Source organism: Ciceribacter lividus (assembly GCF_003337715.1).
In the GTDB taxonomy this organism is placed as follows: Bacteria; Pseudomonadota; Alphaproteobacteria; order Rhizobiales; family Rhizobiaceae; genus Allorhizobium; species Allorhizobium lividum.
On record NZ_QPIX01000011.1, the window covers coordinates 42,201 to 60,567 of the forward strand.

18 protein-coding genes are annotated in these 18,367 nt (G+C 65.2%); 7 read left to right on the plus strand and 11 right to left on the minus strand.

Annotation, left to right across the window (positions count from 1 at the left end; translation table 11 throughout):
- Positions 1 to 273: 273 nt before the first annotated feature.
- Together DFR48_RS18030 and DFR48_RS18035 are read right to left on the minus strand one after the other, a co-directional pair.
- Positions 274 to 1,605: an ATP-binding protein gene (locus DFR48_RS18030; protein WP_114364609.1), complete on the minus strand. Its 1,332-nt coding sequence runs from the start codon at positions 1,603 to 1,605 to the stop codon at positions 274 to 276.
- Positions 1,602 to 2,261 (minus strand): response regulator transcription factor, encoded by a 660-nt coding sequence (locus DFR48_RS18035; RefSeq protein WP_114364610.1) that lies wholly within the window; start codon positions 2,259 to 2,261, stop codon positions 1,602 to 1,604. The genes DFR48_RS18030 and DFR48_RS18035 overlap by 4 nt, the downstream gene beginning before the upstream one ends.
- Before the next feature lie 150 nt (positions 2,262 to 2,411).
- On the opposite strand from DFR48_RS18035, the gene DFR48_RS18040 reads away from it, so the two are divergent.
- The 4 genes from DFR48_RS18040 to DFR48_RS18055 all read left to right on the plus strand — a co-directional run bounded on the left by DFR48_RS18040 (position 2,412) and on the right by DFR48_RS18055 (position 6,639).
- The gene (locus DFR48_RS18040; RefSeq protein WP_114364611.1) at positions 2,412 to 2,858 is read left to right on the plus strand and encodes a PepSY domain-containing protein; all 447 of its coding nucleotides are present in this window, start codon (positions 2,412 to 2,414) and stop codon (positions 2,856 to 2,858) included.
- A gap of 125 nt (positions 2,859 to 2,983) precedes the next feature.
- Complete coding sequence (locus tag DFR48_RS18045; RefSeq protein ID WP_114364612.1) at positions 2,984 to 3,454, plus strand: DUF2271 domain-containing protein; 471 nt, start codon at positions 2,984 to 2,986, stop codon at positions 3,452 to 3,454.
- A gap of 19 nt (positions 3,455 to 3,473) precedes the next feature.
- Complete coding sequence (locus tag DFR48_RS18050; protein WP_114364613.1) at positions 3,474 to 5,690, plus strand: PepSY domain-containing protein; 2,217 nt, start codon at positions 3,474 to 3,476, stop codon at positions 5,688 to 5,690.
- On the plus strand, positions 5,671 to 6,639 hold the full coding sequence (locus DFR48_RS18055; RefSeq protein WP_210206013.1) for an FAD:protein FMN transferase: 969 nt from the start codon (positions 5,671 to 5,673) through the stop codon (positions 6,637 to 6,639). The genes DFR48_RS18050 and DFR48_RS18055 overlap by 20 nt, the downstream gene beginning before the upstream one ends.
- A gap of 19 nt (positions 6,640 to 6,658) precedes the next feature.
- Here DFR48_RS18055 and DFR48_RS18060 read toward each other — a convergent pair whose 3' ends face one another.
- The 7 genes from DFR48_RS18060 to DFR48_RS18090 form a co-directional block, all read right to left on the minus strand.
- A complete protein-coding gene (locus tag DFR48_RS18060; protein ID WP_114364614.1) occupies positions 6,659 to 7,126 on the minus strand; it encodes a YbhB/YbcL family Raf kinase inhibitor-like protein in 468 nt (155 codons plus the stop codon).
- Positions 7,127 to 7,258: 132 nt separating this feature from the next.
- Positions 7,259 to 7,543 (minus strand): hypothetical protein, encoded by a 285-nt coding sequence (locus tag DFR48_RS18065; protein WP_114364615.1) that lies wholly within the window; start codon positions 7,541 to 7,543, stop codon positions 7,259 to 7,261.
- Between the two features lie 363 nt (positions 7,544 to 7,906).
- A complete protein-coding gene (locus DFR48_RS18070) occupies positions 7,907 to 8,866 on the minus strand; it encodes a glycoside hydrolase family 26 protein (protein ID WP_114364616.1) in 960 nt (319 codons plus the stop codon).
- Between the two features lie 18 nt (positions 8,867 to 8,884).
- Positions 8,885 to 9,391: a DUF995 domain-containing protein gene (locus DFR48_RS18075; RefSeq protein ID WP_114364617.1), complete on the minus strand. Its 507-nt coding sequence runs from the start codon at positions 9,389 to 9,391 to the stop codon at positions 8,885 to 8,887.
- 46 nt (positions 9,392 to 9,437) lie between these two features.
- A complete protein-coding gene (locus tag DFR48_RS18080; RefSeq protein WP_114364618.1) occupies positions 9,438 to 11,303 on the minus strand; it encodes a glycosyltransferase family 2 protein in 1,866 nt (621 codons plus the stop codon).
- The gene (gene galE / locus DFR48_RS18085) at positions 11,300 to 12,283 is read right to left on the minus strand and encodes a UDP-glucose 4-epimerase GalE (protein WP_114364619.1); all 984 of its coding nucleotides are present in this window, start codon (positions 12,281 to 12,283) and stop codon (positions 11,300 to 11,302) included. Before galE ends, DFR48_RS18080 begins: the two co-directional genes overlap by 4 nt.
- Before the next feature lies 1 nt (position 12,284).
- Positions 12,285 to 13,277, minus strand: coding sequence for a UDP-glucuronic acid decarboxylase family protein (locus DFR48_RS18090; RefSeq protein WP_245415657.1), 993 nt, complete (start codon positions 13,275 to 13,277; stop codon positions 12,285 to 12,287).
- A gap of 409 nt (positions 13,278 to 13,686) precedes the next feature.
- On the opposite strand from DFR48_RS18090, the gene DFR48_RS22115 reads away from it, so the two are divergent.
- Positions 13,687 to 14,028 carry a hypothetical protein gene (locus DFR48_RS22115; protein ID WP_147273556.1) on the plus strand — a complete coding sequence of 114 codons (342 nt, stop codon included), beginning with the start codon at positions 13,687 to 13,689 and terminating at the stop codon, positions 14,026 to 14,028.
- 18 nt (positions 14,029 to 14,046) lie between these two features.
- On the opposite strand, the gene DFR48_RS18095 is transcribed toward DFR48_RS22115, so the two are convergent.
- Together DFR48_RS18095 and DFR48_RS21800 are read right to left on the minus strand one after the other, a co-directional pair.
- A complete protein-coding gene (locus tag DFR48_RS18095) occupies positions 14,047 to 14,817 on the minus strand; it encodes a response regulator transcription factor (RefSeq protein ID WP_374591103.1) in 771 nt (256 codons plus the stop codon).
- Positions 14,818 to 15,322: 505 nt separating this feature from the next.
- Complete coding sequence (locus tag DFR48_RS21800; protein ID WP_147273557.1) at positions 15,323 to 15,718, minus strand: hypothetical protein; 396 nt, start codon at positions 15,716 to 15,718, stop codon at positions 15,323 to 15,325.
- On the opposite strand from DFR48_RS21800, the gene DFR48_RS18100 reads away from it, so the two are divergent.
- Positions 15,711 to 16,019 (plus strand): ArsR/SmtB family transcription factor, encoded by a 309-nt coding sequence (locus DFR48_RS18100; protein WP_114364703.1) that lies wholly within the window; start codon positions 15,711 to 15,713, stop codon positions 16,017 to 16,019. The genes DFR48_RS21800 and DFR48_RS18100 overlap by 8 nt on opposite strands.
- 69 nt (positions 16,020 to 16,088) lie before the next feature.
- Positions 16,089 to 17,501 (plus strand): FAD-dependent oxidoreductase, encoded by a 1,413-nt coding sequence (locus DFR48_RS18105; RefSeq protein WP_170141923.1) that lies wholly within the window; start codon positions 16,089 to 16,091, stop codon positions 17,499 to 17,501.
- Positions 17,502 to 18,367: the final 866 nt, after the last annotated feature.

Consider the following 18,367-nt stretch of genomic DNA (forward strand, 5'->3'; position numbering starts at 1 on the left):
CCGAAAGCGATCACCCGGGCCGGCAGGACAACCCGGGCGCTGGAGCATTTCCGGCCAATTCGGAGTCGTTCTGACGGAGCGATTTTGCCGCAGGACCAAGCGAAGACGCGAAGAGCATATCCAGCGATCCGGTCTTGCCCGATGGCGGGCATCGCGCCGCGACCGGCTCACCACCGGATCGCACGCACCAATCGAGAAACAGAACCGACCCCGAATTAGTCGGAAATGCTCTGGAGACTGGCCCTCGGGACTCGCTACGCGGAGTCTGGCCTGTCAGGATTCCTCGAGATAGACCCTCGCCTCGAACCCGTCCTCCCGGCCGCTTGCCGGCGACAGCAGTTCGAGCCGGGCGCCGGCGCCGGCGGCGATGGATTCGGCAATCGCCAGGCCGAGCCCGGTTCCGTCGGCCGAGGTTTCACCGCGCGCGAAGCGCCGCGTCAGGGTCTTCAGCACCTCGGGTGCGACCGACGGCCCGGCATTGCTGACGGAAAACACCCGTCCGGACGTCAGGGAGACCTCGACCCGGGTGTCTGCGGGGGCGTGCTTCAGGCCGTTCTCGATGAGGTTGCGTGCAAGGATCGCGAAGACATCCGCATCCATGCGCGACATCACCGGCTCCTTCGGCAGATGAAGGTCGAGCCGGTCCGCGGTCGCCGCGGCACGGGTGAAATCGTTGGCGACGAGCGAGAGAATGGGCACCAGATTGTGAGGCTTGGCGGCGATGAGCCCGCCGCCCTCCGCCTTGGCGAGCTGCATCAGCTTTTCCCCGAGACGCGCGAGCGAATGCAGTGCCCCCTCGATGTCCCTGGCCCGGTCCTGCAGCGGGCCCCGCGGCGCCTCGGCGACCAGCCGCTGGGTCTGCGCAAGGGCTGCGGCGATCGGCGTGCGCAGCTCGTGCGCGCTGTTGGCGGTGAAGGTCCGCTCCGCTTCGAGCGCCCGCCTCAGCCGTTCCATCAGCCGGTTGACGCCGTCCGCGATCGGGGTGATCTCGCGCGGCAGCGAGGCCGTGTCGACGGGGGTCAGATCGCCGCTGCCGCGCCGCTCGATCTGGTCGCCGAAGACATGGACGGGCCGCATGTTGCGCCTGACCAGCCACCATACACCGACGAAGCTTGCCGGGATCAGGGCGCCGAGCGGCAGGGCGAGCGCCATCGCCGCATCGAGCGTTGCCTTGAGCCGGTCGCCGAGCGGTTCGGCGATGGTGATGGTGACGGTGCCGCGCACGGCCGCTTCCGAGTACAGCCGGTGCGTTTCGGTGGTCGAGAAGCCGGTCTTTTCGAAGGGCGGGAAGATGTTGAGCTCGGCATCGTGCGATCGCATCAGGACATTGCCGTTCTCGTCGCGCACGACATAGTTCAGGTGCTCGTCGTGATGGCGGATAGAGAGTATCCGTTGCGGCGGGCGTTCGTCGCCCTGGCCGATGATGTCGATCACCGCGAGCGGCAGGAGCCGCTGGGCGGTCTCCTGCATGGCGCTGTCGAAGACCTCGTCGAGTTCCGCACGCACGATGAGCGCCGCCGCCGCTGTCGCGGCGATCCACATCACGCTCACGCCGATCGCGAGCCCGAGCGAGAGATGTCGTTGAAGGCTCGCCCGCTTCCTCATGACTGGCGCAACCGGTAGCCCATGCCGCGCACGGTCTCGACCACGTCATGCCCCAGCTTGCGGCGAAGCCGGCTCACATAAACCTCGATGGCATTGCTTTCGATCTCGTCGTCGAAGGAATAGAGCCGCTCTTCGAGCTGCGGCTTGGACAGCAGCATGCCCGGATGCTGGAGGAAGGCCTCGAAGAGTACCCATTCGCGGGCCGTCAGCGGCACGGGCTTGCCTTTGCGGGTCACGCTGCGGGCGGCGAGGTCGACCTGCAGCTCGCCGACGGCGACGAGCGGATTGGGGTTGCCGGTATAGCGGCGGGCAACCGCCTTCACGCGGGCGGAGAGCTCGCTGAGGTCGAAGGGTTTCACGAGATAGTCGTCAGCGCCGGCGTCAAGCCCCTCGATACGGTCGGAGATCTGGTCGAGCGCGGTCAGGATGATGACCGGCGTCGTATCGCCGCCACCCCGCCGCATGCGCAGGAAGGGAATGCCCCGGCCGTCCGGCAGCATCAGGTCGAGCAGGACGAGGTCGTAGCCGGTCGTGCGCAGGTAGTCCTCCGCAAGATCGAGACGCCGCGCCCAGTCGACGACATGTCCGTCGGCAGCAATCTGGTCGCGCACCGCCGCACCCAGCCCACCGTCATCCTCTATCAGCAGCACGCGCACGATTCCCGGCCCTCTTCCACCTTGGCATTTACATGAACGCGCTATCAGCCAAAGCTGACAGCAAGCTGAAAGAAAAAGTTTCCGCCTTTCAGGTCGCTGTCAGGATGACGATGCATGTTCCAGCCAGACAATAGTCAGAGGACACCGAGAATGAAATATCACGCCCTTGCAGCCGTCCTGTTTTGTGCCGGTCTCGGCGGCGGCATCGCGTTTGCCGAAGAAGACTGCGACGTGCCCATGGCAGACTGGCAGCCGCGAAACGTCATCCAGAAGATGGCGGAAGAGCGCGGCTGGACCGTCCGCAAGATCCGCACCGACGACGGTTGCTACCAGATCTTCGCAACCGACGCCTCCGGCAGGCAGATCGAGGTGAAGGTCAATCCTTCGAGCCTCGAGATCGTGGAAATGGAAAACGAAAGCCTCCGCGACCACAAGCGCGAGAGCCATGACGGCGATCGCGAAGAGGAGGAGGACGAAGATCACGTCGGCCTCCGCGGCGCTGCCGCCAGCGAGGCGGTTCCGACCCCGATCAAGGCAACGCCCCCGGCAAACGGCCTCTTCAAGACCGGGGCTACGCCGAAAGTGATCATCCAGTAACGAGCCGCTCCCCTTTTCTACCTCTTCGGCCGGCGGGCCACCTCGGTGGTCCGCGGAACGGGCATCCCCTGCCCGCGGCCATCACACGCCATCACCCCTTCACGATCCATCACTGGAGACAAGACATGAACAAGATTGCATCCGCGCTTGCCCTCGCCGCCGTCGTCGCGACCCCCGCCATGGCGGAGGCCCGCCAGGTCACCTTCAAGACGCAGCTCAAGAGCTATGGCGGCAACGGCGCCTATGTCGTCATCTACGTGACCGACGCTTCCGGAAAGTATGCCGGCACGCTGTGGATGGCCGGCGGCAAGTCCAAGTACTACCGCCACCTGACCGACTGGCGCCGGCTGAGCGGCGGCAACCGCTCCGAGATCGACGGCATCACCGGTGCCAGCGTCGGCAGCGGACAGACGCTCGGGATCACGCTCGACCTCGCCGACACGCTGATCGACGCCGGCTACGAGATCCACATCGATACCGCCGTCGAGGACATGCGCGAGAACCCCTCCGACGTGACCGTGCCGCTGACCTCCGCCGGGGCCGGCAAGCCCGTCAAGGGCCGCGGCTACGTGAAAGCCTTCACCTACAACATGTAACAGACCGGGACCTCTCGCAATGCTCCGTCACCTCCATTCCATTCCGGGCCTGATCGTCGCCCTCGTCGTCACCGTCATCGCAGCGACGGGCGCAATGCTGGCCGTCCTTCCCGCATGGGAACATGCCCGGTCGGCCGGGTCCTCGTCCGCGATCAGCGTCGCCGGTCTGGCCGAGGCGGTGGCGGAGAAGTATCCGGGCGTCGAGCGCATCGAGCGCAAGCCCTCCGGCGCCGTCGTGGTCTACTATTTCGAAGGCGACGTTCCGGGTGCCGATGTCGTCGATCCCCGGACGGGCGACAAGATCGAGCCTTACGAGCCCTCGGGCTTCGCCCGGACCGTGACGCAGCTGCACCGCAGCTTCTTCGCGGGCAATGCCGGCCGCGTGACCGCCGGCGTCGGTGCCGCGGCGATGCTGCTGCTCAGCATCACCGGCATCATGCTGCTTGCTAGCCGGCTCGGCGGCTGGCGCAAGCTCTTCTCGCCGATCCGCGGCGACGGCATCAGGCGCTGGCACGCCGAACTCGGGCGCCTCGCGCTCCCCGGCCTCACCGTGTCCGCCCTGACCGGCCTCTACATGTCGCTCGCGACCTTCGGCATGATCTCCGACGGTTCGGACGCGGAACCCGACTTTCCCGACGCCGTCGCCGGCACGGAAGCCATGGCGATCAGCGACATCGCTCCGCTCAAGGCGACGAGCATCGACAATCTCCGGGAGCTGCGCTTTCCCTATCAGGGCGACCTCAACGACGCCTTCACGCTGACGACGGCCGACGGCATGGGCTATGTCGACCAGGCGACCGGCGAACTTCTGAACTACATGCCGAACGGCATGGTGAAGACGGTCTACGAGACCATCTTCATGCTGCATACGGGCCAGGGCCTGTGGTGGTTCGCCCTCCTCCTCGGTCCGTCGGCGCTCGCAGTTCCCTTCTTTGCCGCGACGGGCGTGCTGATCTGGTGGCGGCGGCGTGCCGCAACCCCGAAGATCGCCGATAATCACGGCGCGCAGTCCGCCGACACGGTGATCCTGGTCGGCAGCGAGGGCAACACGACCTGGGGCTTCGCCAAGACCCTGCACGAGGCGCTCACCGCCGCCGGTCACAAGGTCCACACCGGCGCCATGAACGACCTTGCCAAGTCCTACAAGCATGCCGAACGGATGTTCGTGCTGGCCGCCACCTATGGCGACGGCGCCGCTCCCGCCTCGGCCCGCCAGTTCCTCGACAAGCTCGAGGCGATTACGACGGCTCCGGCGTTTCCCGTCGCCGTCCTCGGCTTCGGCGACCGCCAGTTCCCCCGTTTCTGCGGCTTCGCCCGCGACGTCGAGGAAACCCTCGTCGCCAAAGGCTGGCGTCAGCTCGCGCCGATCGCCACGATCGACCGCCAGTCGGCGCAGGAATTCGCCCGCTGGGGTGATGAAATCGGCCAGCGCATCGACACGCCGCTTTCGCTCGTCCACGTCGCCGCCCGCCCGAAGACGGCCCGCATGGTCCTCGTCGAGCGCATCGACTACGGCACTGAAGTGCAGGCTCCGACCTCGGTGCTCCGCTTTGCCGCGGCCCAAGGAGAGAGAAAGGGCCTTCTCGCCCGACTCTTCCGCCGGTCCCTGCCGCGCTTTCATGCCGGCGACCTGGTCGGCATCCTGCCGCCCGGAAGCGACCTGCCGCGCTTCTATTCGCTCGCCAGCTCCGCACGGGACGGCGTTCTGGAAATCTGCGTGCGCAAGCAGCCCGGCGGCCTCTGCTCCGGCTACCTTCACGGCCTGCGGCCCGGCGACGCGATCGAGGCCTTCGTCAAGCCGAACCCCGCCTTCCGTCCGCGCCGCGGCAAGGAACCGCTGATCCTGATCGGGGCCGGCACCGGCATCGGCCCGCTCACCGGCTTTATTCGCAACAACAGCGGCCGGCGTCCGATCCACCTCTACTTCGGCGGACGCAGCCCGAATTCCGACTTCCTCTACCGCGAGGATCTCAGGATGTGGCTCACCGACCGCCGCCTCTCCGGTGTTCGGACCGCCTTCTCCCGCAGCGAAGAACGCGCCTACGTACAGCACAAGCTCGCGGCCGATGCCGACGTGCTGCGCCACATGATCTCCCGTGGTGCGCAGGTCATGGTCTGCGGCGGCAGGGACATGGCCCAGGGCGTCGTCGCGGCACTGGAAAAGGTTCTCCACCCCCTCGGCCTCGACGTCGGAACCCTCAAGGAGCAAGGCCTCTATGTCGAAGACGTCTACTGACACTATCGCGGCGGACGCCCCCCGCCGCCACGTGCTGAACGGCACGACGATGGGCACGCGCTATTCGGCGATCTTCTACGGCCCGGACCGCGTCGATCCCGCCCTGCCCGCGGCGCTGTTTGCCGCCGTCGACACCGTGGACCGGCAGATGTCGAACTGGAAGTCGGAGTCCGACCTCTCCCGCCTCAACCGCGCACCCGTCGGCGCATGGGTCGAGGTGCCGCAGGAAATGTTCGAGGTCCTGAAGACGGCGCTGCACATCGGCAAGCTCTCCGGCGGCGCCTTCGACATCGGCGTCGGCGATGCCGTCAACGCCTGGGGTTTCGGCCCCGGCGGACGGCAGGCGACCGATGCGGTCTCGGCACCGGCCTCCGGCGGCCGGCCGGGTTCCGGCGATGTGCTGGAACTCGATGTCGCCGCCTCGCGTGTGCGCAAGCACATGCCTCTCACGCTCGATCTCTGCGGCATCGCCAAGGGCTTCGGCGTCGACGAGATGGCGCGCTGTCTCGACCGTTTCGGCATCACCTCCTACCTCGTCGGCATCGACGGCGAGATGCGGGCGCGTGGCGAAAAGCCGGGGCGCGAGCCCTGGGCGGTCGCCGTCGAACGACCCGACCGGGAGCACCGCGATGTCCTCGGCGTCATGACGCTGGAGGACGGCGCGATTGCAACCTCCGGGGATTACCGGCACTTCGCCGAGGTGAACGGCGAGATGGTCTCGCACACCATCGATCCGTCGGAAGGCCGGCCGGTGAAGAACCCGGTCGCCTCCGTCACCGTGCTTGCCCGCACCTGCATGGAGGCCGACGCGCTTGCAACCGCGCTGATGGTGCTCGGCGAGAAGAAGGGCGTCGCATTCGCGCTTTCCCGTCAGCTCGACGCGCTCTTCGTCCTGAGGAAGGACGGCAAGCTCTCCGAGATCGGCCTCGGCCGCTTCGGCGGCGCCTGAGGAGCGGAGACCTCCGCCCTCACCCCCGCGTCTCGTAGGTGCCCATCACGCTCGCCTCGGCGAGCGCGTGCTTCTTCGCCTCCCGCCAGAGCTCGCCCACCTTCGCCGAACTCATCGGCGACAGCGTCGGCACGTCGAGCGCCGCAAGCCGGAAGAAATAGCGGTGGACGCCGTGGCCCGCCGGCGGCTGCGGCCCGTCATAGCGGGCGTGGCCGAAGTCGTTGGCGACAAAACGCGGCCGCCCGCCGGGCGCGGTATCGGCGCTCTCCTGCAGGGAGACCCAGTCGGCCGGAATGTTGAACATGCCGAGATGATGGAACGTGCCGTTCGGCGCGTCGGGGTCTTCGATGACCAGCACAAAGCTGCGGGTTCCTTGCGGCACCCCGCTCCACTTCAGCGGCGGCATGATGTTTTCGCCGCGGCGCGCATGCTTGTCGGGGATTTTCTCGCCGTCGGCGAAGGCGGGGCTGATCAGGGTGAGAGGCATGTGAACACTCCTTTTCATCCATTTGCAGGGTTCCGCCGGTCCGCCAGACACCGCGGAGCCGCCGGTGCTCACCGGGCAGAACAACGTGCCGCCCGGCCATGTTCCCGTATCCGAGGCCCGGCTTCGGCTTCGTCAGCCGCCCCGGCCGATCTGCCGCGTGAGCTCGTGGAAGCTCGGAACCTCACCGCGCGCCGTGCACTTGCTTGCGAGAAGCAGAAAATGGATCGGAAAGGCGATTGCCTTGCGGCGGGATTCGGTATCTCCGTCGACATGGCTCTCGGCGACGGCGGTCCGTTCCGCCTTCTGCAAGGCGTCGTGCAATTCCTCGCGTTCGACCACGCCCTTGTCGACCAGCAGATCACAAAGCGCCGACAAGGCGAGGTAGAGGCCTTCGAGCTGCGGATTGGCGGTGTTCATCCTGTTTCCCCTTTTCGTCTCCGGGCCGGGCAGCGGGCCCGGGCGGCATGTCGCCGCCCGCATCGCGACAACGCCGGGGTTGGCCCGTTTCGGTCGCCGAAATGATACGTATACCATGAAAACGCGCGAGTTGATCCTCGCACTCTCCCTTGCTGCCGGGGTCTTTGTCCGGGAACGACGTTACAGGCGTGGAGGCGCCGAAAGGCAGCGACTGGAGGCAACCTGTGTTCCGAGGACGGGGCGTTCTCTCGAAACACTGCGGCCTCCAGCCGCCGGGAGGAAGCGAGGGCCAAAGGTGGGGGAAGGACCGCAAGCTTCCAGCACGCGCCGCCTTGCGTTGCGCCCGCAAAGCGACGCAACGGGTTAGTTGACAGCCGGCTCCCGCACGACGCGCCAGTTCGGACGGCCGAGGTCATACGGCCAGGGGTGGACCTCCTTGTCGTTGAAGTAGACGACAGCCTCGAGCCTCGGGAATTCCGGACGCTTGACGGTCGCATCCTGCATCCACGAGCGCAGATAGTTGTCTCCGCCCTCGTAACCGAACTCGGCGATCCATACCGGCTTGCCGTAGCCCTGAACGAGATCGTAGCCCTGCTTCACGCTTTCCGGGACGGTGCGTGGCGCTCCGTAGGCACGCTCGTCGTACCCCTCCAGCCCGAAGACCGAAAGACCGATATAGTCGGCGTAGTCGTCACCGGGATAGTAGTTCTTGAGATTGGGCAAGCCCTTCGGCGACCACATGATCTTCGCCTGCGGAGCCTCCTTGCGGACGATGTCCATCATCCGGTGATAGGCGGTGAGATAGGACTGCGGGTCCCATCCGGCCCAGGAGAAGCGACCGGAGGTATCCTCCATCTCCTGCCCCCAGCGGACGATCACCGGGCTCTTCATCTGGCCGATGATCGCGGCGATCGTGCGCATGTTGACGTCATAATCGCCGTTCAGCACCTTCATCCGCAGTTGATTTGCGGTGAGCCGCCAATTGACGTCCCACGACCACGGTTCGATGGTGATCAGCAGCGTACGGTTTCTCGCCAGCGCGTATCCGTCAGCCGCCCTCAACGATTCCAGGTCGACGTCTTCCCAGGGCAGGAAGAGACCCTCGATGCCGAGGTCCTTCTGCTCGGCGAAGTCGCCGTGGGGATCATAGGCACCGAAGGTCAGCCCGCCGGGGTGAACGACCGGCCGCTTGTCCATGATGGACTGTACGGCGTTGCCCGCCATCCCGCCGGCATTCTGCGCCTGGCTCATCGGAACGGATGCGCCGGCCAGCAGCAGCACCATGGCGGTTGCTGCGAGTGCTTTCTGTTTCAGCGTTTTCATCGTGTTGTCCTTTCTCGTTCATCTCGTCGCGGCGAGTGTCTTCTTCAGGCGGGCGGCCTTTGGGCCGACCGTGTCTGCATCGACGAGCTTGCGGAACTCGTCGCTCGCGCGCGGCTTGGCATGACGGAAGACGTACCAGTTGCCGAACGGGTGACGTCGCTGGTAGATGGTGGCGCCGACCTTGGCGTGGCCGAAGCAGGTGGCGGCGCGGCCAGCGCCGTCGGCGGCAGTCCACTTGGCGAAGATGCAGAGCTTGCCGTTGTCGTCGACGGCCCAGCGGCCCTCGCCGAAGGACGGCTTGTTCTTCTCGTTCGTCCAGGCGACGAAACCGTGTTGCCTGCCGTTGAAGCGGCCACCGCCGGTGTTCCAGGTCCAGGTCTTGTCACCATAGATCTGTGTGAGCTCGCGCGCGGTCAACGGCTCGACCTTCATCTTCGGCGCCCGCTCTCCCGCCGACACGGCGAAAGGCGAGACGAGGCCGAGCAACAGGCACGCGGCCGTTGCGGTTTTGAAGAATCCTTTCATTTGCACCCTCCTTTGAACACGACACACGGAGCGGCATTGCCCGGTGCTACACATCGGATTTCTCTGCGCCCGCAGCGCGCACGGCTTCGAAGCCGTGCCAGCGGATGCGCAAGCGCGTTACGGTTGTCTTGCCGGCGAAACCGGCTCCGGCGACGGTGAAACGGGTTTCCGTGAAGCTGACGACGTCCTGCCCGGAGGCAAGCGCCTCGATCGAGCCGACGCCGTGCCGACCGAGTTCCGCACCGCCGACGACGACGGCGAACACGGTGCTCGCGAGTGTCGCGGCAAGCCCGCGGGAAACCGGAATGGCCGCAAGCCCGTTCTCGATTGCGTGGCGCACCACGACCATCAGTCCGAGCAGCGCGTAGAGCGCGACGTTGATCCCGACGAAGAGATAGAAGCCCGCGGCAGAATTCTGCTGTGGCGCGAGTGCGATCGCCGCTGCGGATGCCACCGTCAGCACGGCATACGGCGTAATGACACGGACCGGCAGCAGGGCGCGCTCCTGCTTTCCTTTCGGCGTGATGCGGAAGTCGACGAAACTCCTGGCGATCGCATCGCGGACGGCGGCGATGACGCCCGCCAGCGACCACGGCCAGCGCAGAAGGATGAAGGCAATCCCCTCCCAGCCGAAGAGTTTGGCGTCGTGCGGGCGGTAGGTCTCGGTCCGCCTCCAGAAGAAGGCGAGCACGATCAGCACCATCGACAGCGGCGCGAAATGCAGGAGGAAGGCCGGATAGGTGACGTTGACGAAGACGCGTCCATCGACGAGCGCGACGAGCGGCAGCAGGAACATCAGCGCCATCATGCCCGAAAAGAGCGGATACCAGAGCTGCGAGAACAGGAACTGGAACTTGAGCCGCAGCGGCAGGCGCCGGACGAGCGGACGGGAATACTGCAACAGGATGGTGACGAGGCTTCGCGACCACTGGAATTCCTGGACGGCGAGGTCGGCGAAGGTCGCCGGCCCGTCGCCGTGGGCGATCGCGTCGAGCGCGTGCACGCCGCGCCAGCCGGCGGCATTCATCATCAGCGTGGTCGAATGGTCTTCGGCGAGTTCCGGGCCGAGGCCGCCGATCTCCTTCAGCGCCGCCGTGCGCACCGCGTAATGCGAGCCGATGCAGAGCGGCGCCCAGCCGTTGTTGTAGCCGGCCTGCAGCGAGCCGTGCAGGCTCGCTTCGGCATAGAGGCGCCCGCGCGCAGCCCAGCTTTGCGCAGCGTTGGCGTCGCAGATGCTCGGCGCCGAGACATAACCGACCCGCGGGTCGGAAAAAGGTCGGATCACCTCCCGCAGGTACGTGGGATCGGGCACGTGATCGGCATCGAACTGGGCGACGAATTCGTAGGCATCATAGCCGTACTGATCGTAGAAATAGGCGAGATTGCCTTCCTTGCAGCGCGTGCGGCGCGGCCATTCGCTGCGGTGATAGGCCTCGACGCCCTTGCGGCTCGAAATCCGGATGCCGTGCTCCGCGCACCAGCGCCGGGTCTCCTCGTCGGGATCTTCGTCCGCCAGCCACACATCGAAGGACAGTCCCTCCTGTGCCAGCATGGCGAGCAGGGTCTTCTGGACGACCTCGAAGGGTTCGGAGGGCGCCTTGGTGGCGACCATCGCCACCCGCCCCTGCGGTAGCGGTGCCGTCCTGCTCACCCGTCGGGCGCCGAGAAAGATGAAGATGAAATAGGCCGGCAGCAGCGTCACCCAGGCGACGACCAGCGTGACGATGAGCCAGGCGCCCCATCCGATCACATGGGCGGGATCGAGCCACCACGTCCAGAAGAAACCGAGCGCGACGAGCCAGGCGAGAATGCCCATCCAGTAGCCGAACCGGCGTCGGCCGGTGAAGATCGGCTCCAGGATCGCTGGCGCCGCCGGCGCCTCCCTCTTGGTTCTCGTCAGGCTCTCGCTCATATCCGTGCCTCCAGGCCGAAGGTCGGGCAGGCGGTCCGTATGATCGTGTCGATGTCGGAGAGCTGCGGCCGGAAGCCCAGGCGTTCGCTCGCCCGGCCGGTTTCGGCAAAGAGGATCGGCGGGTCGCCCGGACGGCGCGGCCCGTATTCGACGGGCACGTTGCGGCCGGTGATGCGGCCGATCGCCTCGATGATCTCGCCGACGGACGTCCCTCGACCGGAGCCGAGGTTGAGACGCAGCGTCTCTCCTCCGAAGAGAAGGTGATCCACCGCCGCGACATGCGCTTCGGCGAGATCGCTCACATGGATGAAGTCGCGCACGCAAGTGCCGTCCGACGTCGGATAGTCGCGGCCGAAGACCTCGAAGTGCGGCAGGTGCCCGACGGCGGCGAGCAATGCCCGCGGAATGATGTGGGTCTCCGGATCGTGGCGCTCGCGAAGCTCGCCGTCCGGATCGGCGCCGGCGGCATTGAAGTAGCGAAGCGCGACGAAGCGGACGCCGTGCGCGGCGGCGAAATCCTCGAGCATCATCTCGAAGACCAGCTTGGTGCGGCCATAGGGGTTGATCGGCACCTGCGGGCTTTCCTCGTCGATCGGCAGGCGCTCGGGCACACCGTAGGTCGCGCAGCTGCTCGAGAAGACGATGTTCGTCAGCCCCATGTCGAGGGCGGTCTCGAGCAGGGTGAGACCGCCGCCGACATTATTGGCGTAGTATTTGCGCGGGTTCTGGACGGACTCGCCGACATAGGCATTGGCCGCGCAATGGACGATGCAGGCCGGGGCGAATTCCTCGATCGCCCGGCGAAGGGTTCTGGCGTCGGCGACGTCGCCGACCACCAGGGGCCCCCATCTGACCGCATCGGCGTGACCGGTGGAGAGATTGTCGTAGACGACGGGCTGGTAGGCGGCCCTGAAGAGCGCCTTGCTGATGTGGCTGCCGATGAAGCCAGCCCCTCCGGTGACGAGAACGGTGCGTGACATGTCAGACGGCCTCCATCGCCTTTCGGGCGTCCGCTTCGGTGCGTGAGAGCAGTGCGTCGAAGTAGCGGATCGTCTTCGCGAGCCCGGCTGTCAGCGGCACGCGTGGCGCCCAGCCGAGTTCTTCCGCCGCGAGGCTGATGTCGGGGCGCCGCTGCTTCGGATCGTCGACGACGGCCGGCAGATGCACGATCCGCGACCGCGATCCGGTGAGCTCGCGCACCATCTCGGCCAGGTGAATGACCGGGATTTCCGTCGGATTGCCGAGATTGATCGGACCGGTTGAGCGGCCGTCGGCGCGGGCGAACCGCATGAAGGCTTCGACGAGATCGTCGACATAGCAGAGCGAGCGCGTCTGCCGCCCGTCGCCGTAGACGGTCATGTCCTTGTTCTGCAGCGCCTGGACGATGAAGTTCGACACCACGCGGCCGTCGTCGAGGCGCATGCGCGGGCCGTAGGTGTTGAAGATGCGGCCGACACGGATGTCGACGCCGTATTTGCGATTGTAGTCGAAGAACAGCGTTTCGGCGCAGCGTTTGCCTTCGTCGTAGCAAGCGCGCGGGCCGATCGGATTGACGTTGCCGAGATAGCTCTCCCGCTGCGGATGCTGGAGCGGATCGCCATAGACCTCGGAGGTCGACGACTGCACGACGGTCGCGCCGGTGCGGCGTGCGAGATCAAGGGCGTTGACCGCGCCGATCACGCTGGTGAGCAGCGTCCCGACCGGATCGCGCTGGTAGTCGGGCGGGGAAGCCGGTGACGCGAAGTTGAAGATCAGCGAGACATCGAAGTCATAGGGATTACGCACGTCCTGTTCGACGACGCGAAAACGGCTGTCTGCCATCAGATGCGCGACATTCTCGCGACGGCCGGTGAGGAAGTTGTCGGCACAGATCACGGTGTCGCCGGCGGCGAGCAGCCGTTCGCAGAGGTGAGAGCCCAGGAAACCGGCCCCACCATTGACCAGGACCACGCGCGGAACGGCCTGGGAGGCCATATCGAGCGACGGGGAAATACTCGGAAACAACTTGCGCATTGCACACACTCCCTCCGCCTGCGCTCTCGATGAGAGCGCAGCGTGAAAACAACATCTTTGGAAAGGAAAGGAACTGGCAGAATTTTCGCGAGATCAGCTTGTGCCGTCCACGCAAAACTCTTTGGCCGCCTCTCGTTTCATAGCAATTACGCGTCAATTTTAATAAATCGTCAATCTTTTTTAAGCATAAAGTACGAATTGATTACGGGTATTACTTAAGGATTATACTTGGTTGCTAACCCGCCTAACCCCCAGGCCCCTCCATCGACGCAGGGGGTTATCCACAGAATTTTCTAATATAGCGATATTCGGTAACCTTTGAGTGGGATAGTTAATCCGAAAGGGACATCATCAGCGTCGGAGGAATGAGGTGACGACGAATTTCTGGACCATCCTGAAGAGCCGCGCCCGCGGCACAGGGCTCATCGCTACGGTATGTGTGAGCGTGACCGTACCGACATCCTGCGCCTTCGTGGCGGGTGAGGACGCCCCACGCGCGCCGTTGGCACAACGCGGGGGAGTAATCCCCGGCACGACGCCGGTGGCAAAGGCCAGCTATGGCTATAGTGAGACCGTTCCGCTGGGACGCACGGCCGAAGCGCCGAGAAAGCCGGCTCTGGCCAAGGCCCAGATGACGAGCTATCTCGGATCCGCTCCCTATATCTGTTCGGCGAGCGGTTTCGGACGGAAGTCGCGCTGTTTCTTGCGCTAGCGACGCCGGATTTCCCGGCTAGTTCTGTCGTACGGCACCGCCGATACGGCCGGCGCCGAAGAAATAAGAGGCTGCCTCGGTGCGGTTCCGAACCTTCATCTTCTTGTAGATGTTCCGGACGTGCACCTTGACGGTGTTTTCGGAGAGCCCGAGACGGCCGGCGATGATCTTGTTCTGCGTGCCGTCGCAGATGAGGTCGAGGATCTGCACCTCGCGGGTGGTGAGCGCAGACGTACTACCCGTGGCAGACGCCTCATGGACGGGTCTGGTGGTGGCGACGAGCCGGCCGTCGAAGTCTGGGTCGACGGCAGATTGTGGCTCGCTGCTCAGCAGGTGCAGCAGGGCCGAAGGGAAATGCTCTCCCCCCTTGACCAGCAGTTCGACCGCGGCAACGAACACGTCCAGTCGCAGATTGGCCGGAAGAACCCCGGCGATTTCGCGGGACTCCGCCAGTGTCGCGAGCTGGCATTCGAGTTTGCTGATCGATTCCACCACGATGCCGACGGAGGTGTCGGAATTCTTGATCTTCAGCCGCTGCAAGACCGCCATTATGTCTTCGAACGGAAGACGATAGAGAAGGACGAGCGTCGCAAAACCCTCGACATCCTTCGTGACGGCGTCGTCACGCCCGTGAATGACCACGTCATAGCCCGGAAATTTCTTTGAAAGAACTTCCGCCAGGCATTCAGAGAGGAGGTCCTTCTTGGCGATCATGAGTATCGTTTGCGGACGAAGTTCACTCTTTGGGATATGCGCGGAGTGTGCCGCTCTCGTCTCCATCATCTGCATGGTCTGCTCCCTTTTCACACAATTACTCGGTACTCTCGGCCTTTGGGCACGCACGTCGCCCGCTCAGCTCTCTTATATTAGCAACAGACAATAATATGAATTGTCCGTAAAGAAAACGACTATATTGGGTTATATATTCGATGGAGCTAACCCTCATGGGTGAGACGAATACTGCGTCTGGAAGGCCTGAGCATTGTGACGGGAACAGCATATCGCAAAAACCCCCCAAATGCGCAGGGGCGACTTATACCTACTTTGGCTGGTCGACCGTGCGGAACAACCTAAAACGGGCTATTTTCCCTCGGCCACATGAAAGCAGAATCTCGGCATAAGTCCGGGCTCACTCAGTAGTGTTCCCCACATTCTTAGGGGATTTTTAACCGAAGACGCAGCCGGAGTAAACATGCCCATGGTTTCCGGCGCGCTGGAACTGAGATGTTTACTGCCTCAGATCGAGACAAAAATCCGTAAGGACGCGATTGTGCTTCCCGCGGCTCGGTGGCCGTCATGAAAGAACGAAATATTGCAAGTTATGCTTGCAAGTAACATTCGCCGGAACGACACCTGCGATGTACTCCCCTGATACCCGCACGGGGCCGCAAACGCCGCGCAACGCGGCATGAGGGAACAATCTTCGGCCGGAGCGGTCAGGGCGATCGCGGGCCCGTGACAGTGCAGCGGCGCGTGCGAACCCACCTTCGGCGGAGAGCGGACGGTCCGGGACAAAAGCCTCGCCGCGGAGGAAACGTCCTCGCGAAAAGGTTTCCGTGCCGTCGATGACGAGGCTCTTCGCATCGTGCTTCAGGATGACGGCCGGCAGTTCCCGCAGACCTATTTCCATATTTGTCAAAATAGCCCTTGACGCGAACACGCGGCCGGTCCATCTTATTTCCATGAACATGGAAATAGCCTCTCGACAGCTCGAAGCATTGGGAAATACCACCCGGCTCAACATCTATCGGACGCTTGTGCGCGCCGGACACGGCGGCCTCGCCGTCGGCCAGTTGCAGGAGCGATTGTCGATGCCGGCATCCACTCTGTCGCATCACCTGCGGCGGCTCATGGAGAACGGGCTCATTCGCCAGGAGCGGTCGGGCACAAGCCTGATCTGTCATGCCGAATACGCCACGATGAGCGCTCTTCTGGGCTTTCTCGCCAACGAGTGCTGTGCCGACGAGCGGACGACGGGCGACTGCCGCTAGCGACGGAAGACGACAGGGAAATTTCGCGTCAGCTATTTCTGTATTTCTAGAACAATGGAGACACCAACAATGGCAAACATGGATACGCTGCCCGTCGCGGTCATCGGAGCCGGCCCCGTGGGCCTGGCGGCGGCCGCACATCTCCTGGCACGCGGGCTGGAACCGGTCATCTTCGAGCGGGGAGACGCAGCCGGCGCGACGATTGCGGACTGGGCTCACGTGCGGATCTTCTCCCCATGGGAGTACAACATCGACGCGGCCGCGCGCGGGCTTCTCGAGTCCGTCGGATGGTCGATGCCGCAGCCCGACCATATCCCGACGGGCGGCGAGCTGATCCGCGACTACCTCGCACCCCTCGCCGCCCACCCCTCCATCGCCCCGCGCCTGCAATTGAAAGCCGAGGTCGTCTCTGTAAGCCGGAAGGACCATTCGAGGCTCGGATCCGACGACCGCGAGGACGCCCCCTTCGTCATCGTCTGGCGAGACGGTAACGGAAGACGCAACACGATGCTCGCCCGGGCGGTCATCGATGCCTCCGGCACCTGGATACGACCCAATCCGATCGGCCTCGATGGCCTGCCTGTCGAGGGCGAGGTCGAGAACGCGGACCGCATCGCCTACGGCATCCCGGATGTGCTCGGCGCGCAGCGCGACCGCTATGCGGGGTGCCACACCCTCGTCGTCGGCGCCGGACACTCGGCGATCAATGCAGCACTCGACCTGATGGCGCTTCGCGACGAGAAGCCCGACACCCGGATAACCTGGGCGACCCGCGCCGGCGGCGTCGAGCGCCTGCTCGGCGGCGGGCTCGGCGACGAATTGCCCGGCCGCGGCCGCCTCGGCCTGCGGGCCGCGGAGGCGATCCGGTCCGGCCACGTCACGCTGCGGTCCCCCTTTGCCGTGCGGCGCATCGAAGCCTCGGCCGGCGGGCTCTCCGTCGAGGCCGAGGAAAACGGCCGTCCGGTCACGCTCGACGTCGACAGGATCGTCGTCGCGACCGGCTTCCGGCCGGATTTGTCCATTCTCGGTGAGCTGCGCCTGTCCCTCGATCCGGTCGTGGAAACGACGCCGAAGCTCGCGCCGCTGATCGACCCGAACCTGCATTCGTGCGGCACCGTCCGGCCGCACGGCGTCGTCGAACTCGCCCATCCGGAGAAGGACTTCTACATCGTCGGCATGAAGAGCTACGGCCGTGCCCCGACCTTCCTGATGACGACGGGTTACGAACAGGTCCGCTCGATCGTCGCAGAACTGGCCGGCGACCATGCGGCCGCCCGCGAGGTCCGGCTGAAACTTCCGGAAACGGGGGTATGCAAGACCGGCTCGGTCTTAGGCGACGCGTGCTGCGGATCCCCGCTGAAAACGCCCGAACCGGCCACGAGCGGCTGCGGCGGCCCGTCGAAAGTCGACGTCACGGCCTGCTGCGCGGCCGACGCGACCGCGAAATCAGCCGGCGCCGGAGGTTGCGGGTGTCGTCGCTAGGGCAGCGCGGGATCGTCTGACCGAGCATCGAAACCGCCCTCGCGCGGCCGGCAGCACGGCGTGGATCCTCGGGTCAGGCCCACCCGCCGCGTCCCTCACCTTTGCCCCTCACCCTGACCCTCTCCCCGCAAGCGGGGCGAGGGAACGGCTGACGGCGGCGCCGCGTGCTCCCTCTTCTCCCCTCGGGGACAAGAGGAATACCGCCCCCCACCTTCGGCCTCACCGCAAAACTTTCCCAGTAAAATCAATCCCCGGTACCCATTTTCATTCACCCCCTTCCGGCCTGTCGTAGAATCAACCCCGTTCCGCCATCGGATACACCGGGCCATGCGAAGTCCGGCGAGGCGGGACCGGCGCCGGGGTGGACGACTGTCGCAGGTCGAAAGCTCTGGCCGCTGCAACGGTCTCCCTCCGCGGGAGGCGGAAGGCGAAACGGTCCGGACCGGCTCGCCGTCACCGCCGCTAACGCGGGCGTGCCTTGGAGGCACACAGACAGGCGCCCTGGGAGCTTGAAAAAGCCCCCCGGCGAAAAGACGGCGGGGTGAGCCCAAGGATCGTGAATGATCCGGGATCATCTGCCGGCGAGGGTCAGGCCGGACGGTACCATCCGGCGGGATCTTCCCGGGCCACCGGCCAGGCGTCAGCGAAGGTCCGTCACCGGACGGATGAGCGTTCGATGCCGATCCGCGCCGGCCGATGCCGAGACTCCAGGTTTCGGCAAAGGCGCCGCCTTGCCAGAGAGACGCATGCAGCGGGAAAGAACGCCGAACGGGGCGCCGCAAGGAGCCACATACGCATACTCTGACAGGCCCCCTGCGGCGCCGCGTCCGAGACTGAAATGACCCGATCCGGAGGGAGCGATCCCG